A 14,713-nucleotide genomic window follows, 5' to 3' on the forward strand; every position below is an offset into this window, starting at 1 on the left:
CGATTGAGTAACAGACCTTGATGTGAGGCAAAATCTCCGCCTCGGGTCGGGCACAAGTCCGGCCTCTCACGCGTTACGTGCGCTGGAGACACCGCAGACACCCAGAGGGGGAGAGCGACATGGCAACCGATTACGACACTCCACGCAAGACCGATGACGACGTCGACTCGGACAGCCTTGAAGAACTGAAGGCTCGACGGAACGACAAGTCGACATCCGCAGTGGACGTCGACGAATTCGAGGCCGCCGAGGGCCTCGAGCTGCCCGGCGCCGACCTGTCCAATGAGGAGCTGGCCGTCCGGGTGCTGCCGAAGCAGCAGGACGAGTTCACCTGCATGAGCTGCTTCCTGGTGCACCACCGCAGCCAGCTGGCCCGGGAGAAGAACGGCCAGCCGATCTGCCGCGACTGCGACTGAGGACGGGTCGGCCGTGACTGGCTCGACCCCTCCCTGGAAGCGCCGCTCTCTCCTCAAGGGAGCGGACCGAGGGCCGTCCGACGGCTCGCACGGCGCGCGTGACGACGAGCGGGGCTCATCCGACAAGGGATCGGCCTCGCTCGAACCGGCGGCCGGCCGGGCTGACCTCCCGGTGCCGGCCGAGACCCCCGCGCCCGTCGCGCGGCGGCGGGCGGCGGTGATCCGGGAGAAAGCCAGGGAAGGCGTCCGCAAGGGCGGCAGCCGCGCCCGGGCGGCCCTTGCGCAGCTCGCCGACCGGTTGATCGACAACGCCCCGCGGATCCCCGTACGGGACCTCGCGACGCTGCGCAGGCAGTTCCCGGGTCTCGGGCCCGAGGAGCTCGCCGACAAGCTGGTGACGGGTGCGTCGAGCGCGACGGCCACGGTCGGGGCGGGGATCGGCGCGGCCGCGATGATGCCCGTGCCGCCCGCGATGCCGGCGGAACTGGCCGCCGAGATCACCGGCGTGGCGGCGATCGAGCTGAAGCTGATCGCCGAGCTCCACGAGGTCTACGGCGTACGGCCGCCGGGCAATCTGAAGCAGCGTTCCACCGCGTATCTGAACTCCTGGTCGGGAGAGCGCGGAATCGACGTGACCAAGCCGTCGACGCTGAACGGCGCGCTGAACAGCCGTATGAAGCAGCAGCTGCGGCAGCAGATCATGAAGCGAATGGTGCGGAACCTGCCGAATCTGATGCCGTTCATGGTGGGCGCGGCCGTGGGGGCCGTCATGAACCGCCGGGACACCAGGCAACTCGCGGAGCGGATCCGGGCCGACCTGCGCGAGAAGCAGGTGCCGTGGGACGAACTTCCCGCACTGCCGCCCCTGGAGACCCCCAAGGACGCGCTGCCGATCGGGGACATTCCCGAACAGGGCGGTCCGAGAGCGGACGGCCCGAAAGAGCTCGAGTGACGCCTCGTCCGGGTGTTCTATCCGGCGGCCCGCGCCGCCTTCAGAGCCTCGGCCAGCCGCTCCGGCTCACGCGTCGACAGGTACAGGTACGGCGTCGGGTCCTCGGGGTCCGTGACCTCCACGCGCAGCGCGGTGGGGATGTAGGCACGCAGCAGCAGGAAGGCGCGGGTGTCGGCCTTGTACGTACGCCAGGCGGCGGCCTCCGCCGCGTCCAGGACCTCCGCCTCACCCAGCGCCGACACCGGGATCTTCGCCTCGCCCGCGATCAGGAAGCCGCCCACGACGCGGATGCGCGGCGAGCCGTACGCGCTGGCCACGACCGCCGCCGCGGCGGTGCCGCCGGCCAGGCCGCCGAGCATCGGCAGGGTGCCGAAGGGCAGCAGGATCAACGCCATCGAGACCCCGACCAGGAAGGAGATCAGCCACCAGGAGCGGGGTGCGGTGAGGCGTTCTTCGTACGGGGTGGCGGAGAGCTGCATGAAGCACAGCTTGGCACGGTGTCGGTACAGCGCCGACGCGCGGGTAAGGTCTGCGGCTGTGAGTGGTACTTCCGCAGCTCTGAAGCCTCCGGCCGACGCCGTGAATCCGGTGCGGCACCCTGATGCTCCCGCGCCCGGCGAGCTCCTCGGTGCGCACTACGCACAGTGTTTCGGCTGCGGCGGTGGGCAGCCGCACGGGCTGCACCTTCAGGCGCGGGCCGGTGAGGGGGTCGCCCTCACCGCCGAGTTCACCGTGCAGCCCGCCCACCAGGGTGCTCCTGGGCTCGCGCACGGCGGTGTGCTGGCGAGCGCCCTCGACGAGACCCTGGGCGCGCTGAACTGGATGCTGCGGACGATCGCCGTGACCGGGCGGCTGGAGACCGACTTCGTACGGCCCGTGCCGGTCGGTACGACCCTGCATCTTCAGGCCGAGGTGAGCGCGGTGGCCGGGCGGAAGATCTACTCGACCGTCACCGGCCGCATCGGCGCTCCCGACGGGCCCGTCGCGGTCCGCGCCGACGCCCTCTTCATCGAGGTGAAGGTCGACCACTTCGTCGACCACGGCCGCCGGGAGGAGATCCAGGCTGCCATGAACGATCCGGACCAGGTGCGGCGCACCCGCGCTTTCGAGGTGAACCCGTGAGCCGTGACCCCGTGACCGTGCAGATCCGGCGCGTCGACCCCGACGTACCGCTTCCCGCATACGCGCATCCCGGTGACGCGGGAGCCGATCTGCGCACCACCGAGAGCTGTGAACTGCTGCCGGGTGAACGGGCCGTGCTGCCCACGGGGGTGTCTGTGGCCCTCCCCGAGGGGTACGCGGCCTTCGTGCACCCGCGGTCCGGTCTCGCCGCCCGCTGCGGTGTCGCTCTCGTGAATGCCCCGGGGACGGTTGATGCCGGGTACCGTGGGGAGATCAAGGTGATCGTGGTGAATCTCGACCCGCGCGAGTCCGTGCGGTTCGAGCGCTTCGACCGGATTGCCCAACTGGTCGTCCAGCAGGTCGAGAGGGTCCGCTTCCAGGAGGTCGCGGAGCTTCCCGGCTCGGCACGGGCCGAGGGGGGATTCGGGTCCACCGGTGGCCATGCCGCGGTGGACGGCGGGCGCGGCACAAGTGGTCACGCCGCCGTGGGCGGCGCGACGGGTGGGAATCGATACGCTTCGGTCGTATCCGACCGGGAAGGACAGTGACGTGTTCGGACGTCGCAAGAAGAAGGGTTCCGCTGAGGACGCGGCGGACGCGGCGAGCGAGGCCGAGCAGGTCGTCGACAGTGTCGACACTGAGGCGGACGACGAGGTCGAGCGTGAGCGCGTGAGGCTGGAACCGGAGCCGCGGCCCGACGGGCCGTGGGACAGCTCCGAGGTCCGTGACCCGGCCGAGGGCCGGGTGGACCTGGGCGGTCTGTTCGTGCCCGGCGTCGACGGCATGGAGCTGCGGGTCGAGGTCGCGGGCGACGCGATCGTCGCGGCGACCGTCGTGCTGCAGGACAGCGCCATCCAGCTGCAGGCCTTCGCCGCTCCCAAGCGGGAGGGCATCTGGGGCGAGGTGCGCGAGGAGATCGGCTCCGGCATCACCCAGCAGGGCGGCATCGTCGACGAGGTCGAGGGACCGCTGGGCTGGGAGCTGCGCGCCCAGGTGCCGGTGCAGCTGCCGGACGGCACGGGCGGCTTCCAGGTGGTGCGGTTCGTCGGCGTGGACGGGCCCCGCTGGTTCCTGCGCGGGGTGATCTCGGGCCAGGGCGCGGTACAGCCGCAGGCCGCCGGTCTGCTGGAGCAGATCTTCCGGGACACGGTGGTGGTTCGCGGCGAGGGCCCGATGGCGCCACGCGACCCGATCGTCCTGAAGCTGCCGAACGACGCGCAGATGGTCCCCGAGAGCATCACGCAGGAGGAGGCGGGCTCCCGCTTCTCCGGCGGCATGGGACAGCTGCAGCGCGGGCCGGAGATCACCGAGGTCCGGTAGAACAGCTGAGAGCCTGTGTCACAGGGCCGCACCTCTCGCCGGGGTGCGGCCTTTTCTCGTACTCTGGCGCCCGGTTCACGGGGGAACGGGGGAGGACGCATGACTCAGGTGGTCACCGAGACCATGGTGCGCGTCGAGAACGTCCGCAAGTCCTACGGCGACTCGGCCGCCGTCGTCCACGCCCTGCGCGGCGTTTCCCTCGACGTGCCGCGCGGGGAACTCGTCGCCCTCAAGGGCCGGTCGGGATCCGGGAAGACCACGCTGCTGAACATCGTCGGCGGCCTCGACGCGCCGGACGAGGGGCGCGTCACAGTCGACGGACTCGACCTCGCGGGGCTGGACGAGGACGGCCTGCTCGCCTTGCGCCGGGACCGCGTCGGCTTCGTCTTCCAGTCCTTCGGGCTCATCCCGATCCTCACCGCCGCCGAGAACGTCGGCGTGCCGATGCGGCTGCGCCGGGCCGACCCCCGCGAACGCGAGGAGCGCGTCGAGCTGCTGCTGTCCCTGGTCGGCCTCGCCGACCACGCCGGGCAGCGGCCCGGCGAGCTGTCCGGCGGCCAGCAGCAGCGGGTCGCCATCGCCCGCGCCCTCGCCAACAGCCCCTCGCTGCTCATCGCCGACGAGCCGACCGGCCAGCTGGACGCGGAGACCGGTCACTCCGTGATGGAGCTGCTGCGTGCCGTCGTACGCAGTGAGAAGGTCACCGCGCTCGTCGCCACGCACGACGCGAACCTGCTGGACCTGGCCGACCGGGTGCTGGAGCTGAGGGACGGGGAGATCCTCCAGGGGTGACGCTCCGCCGTCACGGATGTGGGCGTCAGGGTTGCGTCAAAGACGGTCCCGAGGGCGTACCCGACCCCTTTTGTCGGGATTCTTGGCCGTAAGGTCGACGCTGCGCAGGCAGGTGACCGAAAGACAATGAGGGCATGGGACGCGGCAGACTTCGGATCTATCTCGGTGCGGCACCGGGCGTCGGCAAGACGTACGCGATGCTGTCCGAGGCGCACCGGCGTGTCGAGCGGGGCACCGACTGTGTCGTGGCCTTCGTGGAGCACCACGACCGGCCGCGCACCGAGGTGATGCTGCACGGCCTGGAGCAGACCCCGCGCAAGGAGCTGGAGTACCGCGGCGGCGTCTTCACCGAGATGGACGTCGACTCCGTCCTCACCCGGCGGCCTCAGGTCGCCCTCGTGGACGAACTCGCCCACACCAACATCCCCGGCTCGCGCAACGCCAAGCGGTGGCAGGACGTGGAGGAGCTGCTGGCGGCCGGGATCGATGTGATCTCGACCGTCAACATCCAGCACCTGGAGTCGCTGGGCGACGTGGTGGAGTCGATCACCGGCGTGCGGCAGCAGGAGACCGTGCCCGACGAGGTGGTACGGCGGGCGGACCAGATCGAGCTGGTCGACATGTCGCCGCAGGCGCTGCGGCGACGGATGGCGCACGGCAACATCTACCAGCCGGACAAGGTGGACGCGGCGCTGTCGAACTACTTCCGGCCGGGCAACCTGACGGCGCTGCGGGAGCTGGCGCTGCTGTGGGTGGCCGACCGGGTGGACGCGTATCTGCAGCAGTACCGCAGCGAGCACCGGGTGTCGAAGATCTGGGGTTCGCGGGAGCGGATCGTGGTCGGGCTGACCGGCGGTCCGGAGGGGCGGACGCTGATCCGGCGGGCGGCGCGGCTGGCGGAGAAGGGCGCCGGCGGCGAGGTGCTCGCGGTCCACATAGCCCGCAGCGACGGGCTGACCTCGTCCTCACCGAAGGAACTGGCCGTACAGCGCACCCTCGTCGAGGACCTGGGCGGCACCTTCCACCACGTGGTGGGCGACGACATACCGGCAGCGCTGCTGGACTTCGCGCGCGGTGTGAACGCCACCCAGATCGTCCTCGGCTCCTCGCGCCGCAAGACCTGGCAGTACGTCTTCGGCCCCGGGGTCGGCGCGACGGTCGCCCGGGAGTCCGGAACCGACCTCGACGTGCACATCGTCACCCACGACGAGGTCGCCAAGGGGCGCGGACTGCCGGTGGCCAGGGGCGCGCGGCTGGGCCGGGCCCGGATCATCTGGGGCTGGCTCGTCGGCGTGTCCGGGCCGGCGATCATGGCGTTCCTGCTCAGCCTCGTGGACATCGGCCTCGCCAACGACATGCTGCTGTTCCTGACGGTGACGGTGGCGGCGGCCTTGCTCGGCGGGCTCTTCCCCGCGCTGGCCTCGGCGGCGGTCGGCTCCCTGCTGCTGAACTACTTCTACACACCACCCCTGCACCACTGGCGGATCGCCGACCCGGAGAACATCGTCGCCCTCGCCATATTCGTCGCCGTCGGGGTGTCCGTGGCCTCCGTGGTCGACCTCGCGGCCCGCCGCACGCACCAGGCGGCCCGGCTGCGGGCGGAGTCGGAGATCCTGTCCTTCCTCGCGGGCAACGTGCTGCGCGGCGAGACCGGCCTGGAGGAGCTGCTGGAGCGGGTCCGCGAGACCTTCGGCATGGAGTCGGCCGCGCTGCTGGAGCGGGAGAGCGGCGTCGCCCCGTGGACCTGCGCGGGCCGGGTCGGTCCCGGGCGGGCGGTGCTGCGGCCGGAGGACGCGGACGTCGACACGCCGGTCGGGGACCATATGGCGCTCGCGCTGACCGGCCGGGTGCTGCCCGCCGAGGACCGCCGGGTGCTGGCCGCCTTCGCCGCCCAGGCCGCCGTCGTCCTGGACCGCAGGCGCCTGAAGGAGGAGGCCGACCAGGCCCGCACGCTGGCCGAGGGCAACCGGATCCGTACGGCGCTGCTGGCCGCCGTCAGCCACGACCTGCGTACGCCACTGGCCGGGATCAAGGCGGCCGTCTCGTCGTTGCGGTCCGACGACGTGGCGTGGTCGCAGGAGGACCAGGCGGAGCTGCTGGAGGGTATCGAGGAGGGCGCCGACCGGCTCGACCACCTGGTGGGCAACCTGCTCGACATGTCCCGGCTGCACACCGGCACGGTCACCCCGCTGATCCGGGAGATCGACCTCGACGAGGTGGTGCCGATGGCGCTCGGCGGGGTGCCCGAGAACAGCGTGGAGCTGGACGTCCCGGAGACCCTGCCCATGGTCGCCGTGGACCCCGGGCTGCTGGAGCGGTCGGTGGCCAACCTGGTCGAGAACGCGGTCAAGTACAGTCCGCCCGGCGATCCGGTCCTGGTCTCCGCCAGCGCCCTCGCCGACCGGGTCGAGGTGCGGGTGGTCGACCGCGGGCCGGGCGTCCCCGACGATGCCAAGGAACGCATCTTCGCGCCCTTCCAGCGCTACGGCGACGCCCCGCGCGGCGCCGGAGTCGGACTCGGCCTCGCTGTGGCCCGCGGTTTCGCCGAGGCCATGGGCGGCACCCTCGACGCCGAGGACACGCCCGGCGGCGGCCTCACCATGGTGCTCACGCTCCGCGCGGCGGGATCGCGTCCGGAGTTCCTCCCCTCAGCGGAACCGGAAAGGCAGGCTTCATGCTGAGTCCTACTGGGGGGACCCCCCAGACCCCCACAAGGGTGTTGGTCGTCGACGACGAGCCGCAGATCGTGCGCGCCCTCGTGATCAACCTCAAGGCGCGCCAGTACGAGGTCGACGCCGCGCACGACGGCGCCACCGCCCTCCAGCTCGCCGCCGCCCGCCACCCCGACGTGGTGGTCCTCGACCTGGGCCTGCCCGACATGGACGGCGTCGAGGTGATCAGGGGCCTGCGCGGCTGGACCCGGGTGCCGATCCTGGTGCTGTCCGCCCGGCACTCCTCCGACGAGAAGGTCGAGGCCCTCGACGCGGGCGCCGACGACTACGTCACCAAGCCGTTCGGCATGGACGAGCTGCTGGCCCGGCTACGGGCTGCCGTACGCCGCGCGGAGCCCACCGGCGGCGGCGAGGACGACGTCCTGGTGGAGACCGACGGATTCACCGTCGACCTGGCCGCGAAGAAGGTGAACCGGGACGGCAAGGACGTACGGCTGACGCCCACGGAGTGGCATCTGCTGGAGGTGCTGGTGCGCAACACCGGCCGCCTGGTCAGCCAGAAGCAGCTGCTCCAGGAGGTGTGGGGGCCGTCGTACGGGACGGAGACGAACTACCTGCGGGTCTACATGGCCCAGCTGAGGCGGAAGCTGGAGAAGGATCCGTCGCATCCGAGACACTTCGTCACCGAGCCGGGTATGGGGTACCGGTTCGAGCGCTAGTACGGGGGGTACGTAGCTGTCGGTGGGCCCCGGTACGCTTCAGATATGAGTGCTGCCCCTCGATCCGAGAAGCCGGTGGGCCGGTTCCGGCGCATGCTCGACCGGCTCTCCTCGTCGCAGGAGGACCTGGAGTCCGAGGAGCTGCGGGAGGACGCCGCGACCGCCGGCTGTACGCGGATCGGTGACTGTCACGACCGACAGGTGGTCACGGTTACTGGTACCTTGCGCACGGTCACCCTGCGGCCGCGCGCGGGAGTTCCGGCCCTGGAGGCCGAGCTGTTCGACGGCTCCGCCGCCCTGGACGTGGTGTGGCTCGGCAGGCGCTCCATCGTGGGGATAGAGCCGGGGCGCAAGCTGATCGCATCGGGCCGGATCTCGATGAGCCGGGGCCGCCGGGTGCTCTTCAATCCCAAGTACGAACTGAGACCCCTCGGACGGGAGTAGCCGGTGACGTCGCTCGACAAGCCGACCACAGACACCGATGACACCGCGGACATTCAAGACGCCGCAGCCGCTGAGCGGGATGCCCGGGCGGTGACGGAGGCCGCGTTGTTCGAGGCGTTCGGCGGCGTGCGGGGCATGGTCGAAACGGTGCTGCCCGGCCTCCTGTTCGTCACGATCTACACGATCAACAAGGACCTGCACCTGTCGGCGATCGCCGCCCTGGGTGTGTCCCTGCTGCTGGTCGTGGTCCGCCTGGTGATGCGGGACACCGTCAAGCACGCCTTCAGCGGCGTCTTCGGCGTCGCCTTCGGTGTCGTCTTCGCGATGATGACCGGCAACGCCAAGGACTTCTATCTGCCCGGCATGCTCTACACGCTGGGCCTGGGCCTGGCGTACATCATCACGACCCTGGCCGGCGTGCCGCTGATCGGTCTCATCCTCGGCCCCGTCTTCAAGGAGAACCTCTCCTGGCGCACCCGCAACCCGGGCCGCAAGAAGGCGTACGCGAAGGCCAGTTACGCCTGGGGCGCGATCCTGCTCGCCAAGTGCGCGATCCTCTTCCCGCTGTACTGGTGGGCCGACACGGCCCAGCTGGGCTGGGTGCTGGTCACGCTGAAGATCCCGCCGTTCCTGTTGGCCGTGTGGCTGACGTGGGTGTTCCTGGCGAAGGCGCCGGCTCCCATCGATGTCTTCGCGGAGATGGAGGCGGAGGAGAAGGCGCGGGAGGCTGCGGCTCGGTCGGCCGAGTAGGCACCCGACTCGGCAGGCCGAAACGCCGAAGCCGAGCGACAAAGGGGCGCCCTGGAGACCCAGGGCGCCCCTTCTCGTCGTACCCCCGGAGGGATCAGTCGTCGTAACCCCCGGAGGGATCAGCTCGTCGCGTCCTCCCGCCGCACCGACAGCAGGTCCTCCAGCTGCTCCTCACGGGCCTGCGCGGCCACGAACAGCAGTTCGTCGCCCGCCTCCAGGGAGTCCTCCCGGGAGGGGGTGAGGACCCGGGTGCCGCGGATGATGGTGACCAGGGACGTGTCCTGAGGCCACTCCACGTCGCCCACCTGGGTGCCGGCCAGGGCCGACTCCTCGGGGAGGGTCAGTTCGACGAGGTTGGCGTCGCCGTGGCTGAAGCGGAGCAGGCGGACCAGGTCGCCGACGCTCACCGCCTCCTCGACCAGGGCCGACATCAGACGCGGGGTGGAGACGGCGACGTCCACGCCCCAGGACTCGTTGAACAGCCACTCGTTCTTGGGGTTGTTGACGCGGGCCACGACGCGCGGGACGCCGTACTCCGTCTTCGCCAGGAGGGAGACGACGAGGTTCACCTTGTCGTCTCCCGTCGCGGCGATCACCACGTTGCAGCGCTGGAGCGCCGCCTCGTCCAGGGACGTGATCTCGCAGGCGTCGGCGAGCAGCCACTCCGCCTGCGGGACGCGCTCGACCGAGATGGCGGTCGGCGCCTTGTCGATGAGCAGGACCTCGTGGCCGTTCTCCAGCAGCTCGCCCGCGATCGAGCGGCCAACCGCGCCGGCACCGGCAATGGCGACCCTCATCAGTGACCGCCCTCCTCGTCGGGACCCTTAGCGAACGCCGCCTCGACCTTGTCGACCTCGTCGGTACGCATCATCACGTGCACCAGGTCGCCCTCCTGCAACACCGTCTGCGAGCTGGGCAGGATCGCCTCGCCGAGCCGGGTCAGGAACGCCACCCGGACGCCCGTCTCCTCCTGCAGTCTGCTGATCTTGTGGCCGACCCAGGCGGTCGAGGCGTGCACCTCGGCCAGCTGGACACCGCCGGTGGGGTCGCGCCACAGCGGCTCGGCGCCCGAGGGCAGCAGCCGGCGCAGCATCTGGTCGGCCGTCCAGCGGACCGTCGCGACCGTGGGGATGCCCAGGCGCTGGTAGACCTCGGCGCGGCGGGGGTCGTAGATCCGGGCCGCGACGTTCTCGATGCCGAACATCTCGCGGGCCACACGGGCGGCGATGATGTTCGAATTGTCACCGCTGGAGACGGCGGCGAACGCGCCGGCCTCCTCGATGCCCGCCTCGCGCAGGGTGTCCTGGTCGAAACCGACCCCAGTGACCCGGCGACCACCGAACGAGGAGCCGAGTCGTCGGAAGGCGGTGGGGTCCTGGTCGATCACGGCGACCGTGTGCCCCTGTTGCTCCAGGGTCTGGGCGAGAGCGGACCCCACTCTCCCGCAGCCCATGATGACGATGTGCACGACCGTCCTTCCGGTGTGAATAGTTACTGCTCAGCCACATCAGGGTCTCAGACAGACGCCCAAGCTACACACGCGCGGTAGGACGTCGGCACCCCTGTGCACGGTTGCCTCGCACCGGGGCGGTCAGCGGCGGCTGATGCTGCGGACGCTGGCCAGAGTCAGGATTCCGAGGCCGACGAGGGCGGCCGCGGCGCCGATCAGCTGTGCGGTCGTGTGCATGGAACCTCCAGGGGCGGCTAAGGCCGGGAAATGCGGGGTTTTGTCATATAGGCATGCGGATCCCGCCACCCGTGGAACCCGCAGCCGGGCCGCTGGTCGATTTCACCCATAGGGCAGATGAGGGGTGGCGGGTGGTTGCCCCCGCGTTCGAACGCCTACGATGCTCTGTTGTGTCCAAACTGACCGACGTGCCCAAACGGATTCTGATCGGGCGCGCACTGCGCAGTGATCGGCTCGGGGAAACACTCCTGCCGAAGCGCATCGCCCTCCCCGTCTTCGCCTCCGACCCGCTGTCCTCCGTGGCGTACGCGCCCGGCGAGGTCCTGCTGGTCCTGTCGATCGCGGGCGTGTCGGCGTACCACTTCAGCCCCTGGATCGCCGTCGCGGTCGTCGTGCTGATGTTCACGGTGGTCGCCTCCTACCGGCAGAACGTGCACGCCTACCCCAGCGGCGGCGGCGACTACGAGGTGGCCAACACCAACCTCGGACCCAAGGCGGGCCTGACGGTCGCGAGCGCGCTGCTCGTCGACTACGTCCTGACCGTCGCCGTGTCGATCTCCTCGGGCATCGAGAACCTGGGCTCCGCGATCCCGTTCGTGGTCGAGCACAAGGTGGCCTGCGCGATCGGCGTGATCGTGCTGCTCACGGTGATGAACCTGCGCGGTGTGAGGGAGTCCGGCTCGCTCTTCGCGATCCCCACCTACGTCTTCGTCGCGGGCGTCTTCACCATGATCGCGTGGGGTGCGTTCCGCGGGCTGGTCCTCGACGACACCATGCGGGCGCCCACGGCGGACTTCCAGATCGAGGCAGAGCACCAGGGGCTGGCGGGCTTCGCCCTCTTCTTCCTGATGCTGCGCGCCTTCTCCTCCGGCTGTGCCGCGCTCACCGGCGTGGAGGCGATCTCCAACGGTGTGCCCGCCTTCCGCAAGCCCAAGTCGAAGAACGCGGCGACGACGCTCGCGATGATGGGCCTGCTGGCCGTCACCATGTTCTGCGGCATCATCGTGCTCGCGCTGGTGACCGACGTCCGCATGGCCGAGAACCCGGCATCCGACCTGCTGCGCAACGGTGTCGCGGTCGGCGCCGACTATGTGCAGAACCCGGTGATCACCCAGGTCGCCGAGGCCGTCTTCGGCAAGGGCAGCTTCTTCTTCATCGTGCTCGCCGCGGCCACCGCGCTGGTGCTGTTCCTGGCCGCCAACACCGCCTACAACGGTTTCCCGGTGCTCGGCTCGATCCTCGCCCAGGACCGCTACCTGCCGCGCCAGCTGCACACCCGCGGAGACCGCCTCGCCTTCTCCAACGGCATCGTGCTGCTCGCCGGCGCGGCCACGCTCCTGGTGTGGATCTACGGCGCCGACTCCACCCGGCTGATCCAGCTCTACATCGTCGGCGTGTTCGTGTCCTTCACGCTCAGCCAGACCGGCATGGTCCGCCACTGGAACCGCCACCTGGCCACCGAGCGCGACCCGGCCAAGCGCCGCCGCATGATCCGTTCCCGCGCCATCAACACCTTCGGTGCCTTCTTCACCGGTCTGGTGCTGGTCGTCGTCCTGGTCACCAAGTTTTCGCACGGCGCCTGGGTCGCGCTGCTCGGCATGGTGCTCTTCTACGGGATGATGACGGCGATCCGGAAGCACTACGACCGCGTCTCCGAGGAGATCGCCGCCCCCGAGGGCCCGAGCGACGACATCGTACGGCCGTCCCGCGTGCACTCGGTCGTGCTGATCTCCAAGATCCACCGACCGACGCTGCGGGCGCTGTCGTACGCCAAGCTGATGCGCTCCGACACCCTCGAGGCGCTCAGCGTCAACGTCGACCCGGCCGAGACCAAGGCACTGCGCGAGGAGTGGGAGCGGCGCGGCATCGACGTACCGCTGAAGGTGCTGGACTCGCCGTACCGCGAGATCACGCGGCCGATCATCGAGTACGTGAAGGGCCTGCGCAAGGAGTCGCCGCGGGACGCTGTGTCCGTGATCATCCCCGAGTACGTGGTCGGCCACTGGTACGAGCAGCTGCTGCACAACCAGAGCGCGCTCAGGCTCAAGGGCCGTCTGCTGTTCACGCCGGGTGTCATGGTGACCTCGGTGCCCTACCAGCTGCAGTCCTCCGAGGTGGCACGGAAGCGGGCCCGCAAGCAGCAGGAGTGGAACGCTCCGGGCTCGGTGCGGCGCGGTCCCGCCCAGGAGCGGGCGAAGGAGACGTCGACACCGACGTAGACTGGTGGGCTGTTGTCCCCCCCTTCCCCCAATCGTTCCCCCAATCCTTCCCCCAGTCGTTTCCCGCTATCGATGTTGTGGAGTCACCCCGCCATGCAGGCAGAACCGAAGAAGTCGCTGGTGGGGGAGGAGTACGAGGTCGAGGTCGGCCCCGTCGCCCACGGCGGGCACTGCATCGCCCGTACCGAGGAGGGCCAGGTGCTGTTCGTCCGGCACACGCTGCCCGGCGAGCGGGTCGTGGCGCGCGTGACGGAAGGCGAGGAAGGGGCGCGTTTCCTACGGGCGGACGCGGTCTCGGTCCTGTCGCCGTCCAAGGACCGGATCGAGGCTCCCTGCCCGTACGCCGGCCCCGGCCGCTGTGGCGGCTGCGACTGGCAGCACGCCAAGCCGGGCGCCCAGCGCCGGATGAAGGGCGAGGTCGTCGCCGAGCAGCTGCAGCGGCTCGCCGGTCTCACGCCTCAGGAGGCAGGCTGGGACGGCACGGTGATGCCGGCGGAAGGCGACAAGCTGCCGGCGGGTCAGGTGCCGCAGTGGCGGACGCGGGTGCAGTACGCGGTGACGCCCGACGGCCACGCGGGCCTGCGCCGACACCGCTCGCACGAGGTCGAGCCGATCGACCACTGCATGATCGCGGCCGAGGGTGTCAGCGAGCTGGGCATCGAGAAGCGTGACTGGACGGGCATGGAGTCCGTCGAGGCGATCGCGGCGACGGGCTCGCAGGACCGCCAGGTGATCCTGACGCCGAAGCCGGGCGCGCGGCTGCCGCTGGTCGAGCTGGACAAGCCGGTCTCCGTGATGAGGGTCGAGGAGAAGGACGGCGGCGTCCACCGCGTCCACGGCCGCCCCTTCGTCCGCGAACGCGCGGACGGCCGTACCCACCGCGTCGGCAGCGGCGGCTTCTGGCAGGTCCACCCGAAGGCGGCGGACACGTTGGTGACGGCGGTCATGCAGGGCCTGCTGCCCCGCAAGGGCGAGATGGCGCTGGACCTGTACTGCGGTGTCGGGCTGTTCGCGGGGGCGCTGGCCGACCGGCTCGGCGAGAAGGGCGCGGTCCTCGGCATCGAGTCCGGCAAGCGCGCGGTGGAGGACGCCCGGCACAACCTCGCCGACTTCGACCGCGTGCGCATCGAGCAGGGCAAGGTCGAGGCTGTGCTGCCGCGCACCGGGATCACGGAGGTCGACCTGATCGTCCTGGATCCGCCGCGGGCGGGCGCCGGACGGAAGACGGTCGAGCATCTGGCGTCGCTGGGGGCGCGGCGGATCGCCTATGTGGCTTGTGATCCGGCGGCGTTGGCGCGGGATTTGGGGTACTTCCGGGATGGGGGGTATCGGGTGCGGATGTTGCGGGTGTTCGATCTGTTTCCTATGACGCATCATGTGGAATGCGTTGCGATTCTCGAGCCGGCCGCCAAGGGGGCTTGACCTGCGGGTTCGCCATCCCCGGTGCTTCCCTCGACCTGTTTCCCTCCGCACAACACATCGGGCAGATACAGACCGATCCAATCCCCGGTACCGAGGGGATCGAAGCGCGCGAACCGCACGCCGTCAGGCCACTGGCCGCGGAGAGGGACTCTCCGGCCACCGCTCCGATGACGCAGTTACGGAGGAGCCGGAAAACCG

General features: G+C 70.3%; 15 protein-coding genes. 12 read left to right on the top strand and 3 right to left on the bottom strand.

Annotated features, from left to right (window positions below; translation table 11 throughout):
* The first annotated feature begins 119 nt into the window (after nt 1-119).
* Nucleotides 120-416 carry a DUF4193 domain-containing protein gene (locus tag CLM62_RS17625; protein WP_005481602.1) on the top strand — a complete coding sequence of 99 codons (297 nt, stop codon included), beginning with the start codon at nt 120-122 and terminating at the stop codon, nt 414-416.
* 13 nt (nt 417-429) lie between these two features.
* Nucleotides 430-1,368 (top strand): hypothetical protein, encoded by a 939-nt coding sequence (locus CLM62_RS17630; RefSeq protein WP_095750827.1) that lies wholly within the window; start codon nt 430-432, stop codon nt 1,366-1,368.
* A 17-nt stretch (nt 1,369-1,385) separates the two neighbouring features.
* Here CLM62_RS17630 and CLM62_RS17635 read toward each other — a convergent pair whose 3' ends face one another.
* On the bottom strand, nt 1,386-1,847 hold the full coding sequence (locus tag CLM62_RS17635) for a DUF3093 domain-containing protein (protein WP_095750828.1): 462 nt from the start codon (nt 1,845-1,847) through the stop codon (nt 1,386-1,388).
* Between the two features lie 58 nt (nt 1,848-1,905).
* Here CLM62_RS17635 and CLM62_RS17640 point away from each other — a divergent pair, with 58 nt between their 5' ends.
* The 8 genes from CLM62_RS17640 to CLM62_RS17675 all read left to right on the top strand — a co-directional run bounded on the left by CLM62_RS17640 (nt 1,906) and on the right by CLM62_RS17675 (nt 9,187).
* The gene (locus CLM62_RS17640) at nt 1,906-2,490 is read left to right on the top strand and encodes a PaaI family thioesterase (protein ID WP_095750829.1); all 585 of its coding nucleotides are present in this window, start codon (nt 1,906-1,908) and stop codon (nt 2,488-2,490) included.
* On the top strand, nt 2,487-3,038 hold the full coding sequence (dut, locus tag CLM62_RS17645; protein WP_095750830.1) for a dUTP diphosphatase: 552 nt from the start codon (nt 2,487-2,489) through the stop codon (nt 3,036-3,038). Before CLM62_RS17640 ends, dut begins: the two co-directional genes overlap by 4 nt.
* Nucleotide 3,039: 1 nt before the next feature.
* Nucleotides 3,040-3,810: a DUF3710 domain-containing protein gene (locus CLM62_RS17650; RefSeq protein ID WP_095750831.1), complete on the top strand. Its 771-nt coding sequence runs from the start codon at nt 3,040-3,042 to the stop codon at nt 3,808-3,810.
* Nucleotides 3,811-3,909: 99 nt separating this feature from the next.
* Nucleotides 3,910-4,602: an ABC transporter ATP-binding protein gene (locus tag CLM62_RS17655; protein ID WP_095750832.1), complete on the top strand. Its 693-nt coding sequence runs from the start codon at nt 3,910-3,912 to the stop codon at nt 4,600-4,602.
* A 134-nt stretch (nt 4,603-4,736) separates the two neighbouring features.
* Complete coding sequence (locus CLM62_RS17660; RefSeq protein WP_095750833.1) at nt 4,737-7,283, top strand: sensor histidine kinase KdpD; 2,547 nt, start codon at nt 4,737-4,739, stop codon at nt 7,281-7,283.
* A complete protein-coding gene (locus tag CLM62_RS17665; RefSeq protein ID WP_095750834.1) occupies nt 7,277-7,993 on the top strand; it encodes a response regulator in 717 nt (238 codons plus the stop codon). Before CLM62_RS17660 ends, CLM62_RS17665 begins: the two co-directional genes overlap by 7 nt.
* A 45-nt stretch (nt 7,994-8,038) precedes the next feature.
* A complete protein-coding gene (locus tag CLM62_RS17670; RefSeq protein WP_095750835.1) occupies nt 8,039-8,437 on the top strand; it encodes an OB-fold nucleic acid binding domain-containing protein in 399 nt (132 codons plus the stop codon).
* Between the two features lie 3 nt (nt 8,438-8,440).
* Nucleotides 8,441-9,187, top strand: coding sequence for a DUF3159 domain-containing protein (locus tag CLM62_RS17675; RefSeq protein ID WP_373559151.1), 747 nt, complete (start codon nt 8,441-8,443; stop codon nt 9,185-9,187).
* A 119-nt stretch (nt 9,188-9,306) separates the two neighbouring features.
* Here CLM62_RS17675 and CLM62_RS17680 read toward each other — a convergent pair whose 3' ends face one another.
* Together CLM62_RS17680 and CLM62_RS17685 are read right to left on the bottom strand one after the other, a co-directional pair.
* On the bottom strand, nt 9,307-9,984 hold the full coding sequence (locus tag CLM62_RS17680) for a TrkA family potassium uptake protein (RefSeq protein ID WP_095750836.1): 678 nt from the start codon (nt 9,982-9,984) through the stop codon (nt 9,307-9,309).
* Nucleotides 9,984-10,655, bottom strand: coding sequence for a TrkA family potassium uptake protein (locus CLM62_RS17685; protein WP_095750837.1), 672 nt, complete (start codon nt 10,653-10,655; stop codon nt 9,984-9,986). Before CLM62_RS17685 ends, CLM62_RS17680 begins: the two co-directional genes overlap by 1 nt.
* A 389-nt stretch (nt 10,656-11,044) precedes the next feature.
* Here CLM62_RS17685 and CLM62_RS17690 point away from each other — a divergent pair, with 389 nt between their 5' ends.
* Together CLM62_RS17690 and CLM62_RS17695 are read left to right on the top strand one after the other, a co-directional pair.
* Nucleotides 11,045-13,093: an APC family permease gene (locus tag CLM62_RS17690; protein ID WP_095750838.1), complete on the top strand. Its 2,049-nt coding sequence runs from the start codon at nt 11,045-11,047 to the stop codon at nt 13,091-13,093.
* A 93-nt stretch (nt 13,094-13,186) separates the two neighbouring features.
* The gene (locus tag CLM62_RS17695; protein WP_095750839.1) at nt 13,187-14,515 is read left to right on the top strand and encodes a class I SAM-dependent RNA methyltransferase; all 1,329 of its coding nucleotides are present in this window, start codon (nt 13,187-13,189) and stop codon (nt 14,513-14,515) included.
* The last annotated feature ends 198 nt before the right edge of the window (nt 14,516-14,713 follow it).

The organism is Streptomyces sp. SA15, from assembly GCF_002291145.1.
Taxonomy (GTDB): Bacteria; Actinomycetota; Actinomycetes; order Streptomycetales; family Streptomycetaceae; genus Streptomyces.

Excerpts from the sequence above, each read along its gene's own strand:
- CLM62_RS17625 (WP_005481602.1), top strand. The coding sequence starts at position 120 with ATGGCAACCGATTACGACACTCCACGCAAGACCGATGACGACGTCGAC.
- CLM62_RS17635 (WP_095750828.1), bottom strand. The coding sequence starts at position 1,847 with ATGCAGCTCTCCGCCACCCCGTACGAAGAACGCCTCACCGCACCCCGC.
- CLM62_RS17655 (WP_095750832.1), top strand. The coding sequence starts at position 3,910 with ATGACTCAGGTGGTCACCGAGACCATGGTGCGCGTCGAGAACGTCCGC.
- CLM62_RS17660 (WP_095750833.1), top strand. The coding sequence starts at position 4,737 with ATGGGACGCGGCAGACTTCGGATCTATCTCGGTGCGGCACCGGGCGTC.
- CLM62_RS17665 (WP_095750834.1), top strand. The coding sequence starts at position 7,277 with ATGCTGAGTCCTACTGGGGGGACCCCCCAGACCCCCACAAGGGTGTTG.
- CLM62_RS17670 (WP_095750835.1), top strand. The coding sequence starts at position 8,039 with ATGAGTGCTGCCCCTCGATCCGAGAAGCCGGTGGGCCGGTTCCGGCGC.
- CLM62_RS17680 (WP_095750836.1), bottom strand. The coding sequence starts at position 9,984 with ATGAGGGTCGCCATTGCCGGTGCCGGCGCGGTTGGCCGCTCGATCGCG.
- CLM62_RS17695 (WP_095750839.1), top strand. The coding sequence starts at position 13,187 with ATGCAGGCAGAACCGAAGAAGTCGCTGGTGGGGGAGGAGTACGAGGTC.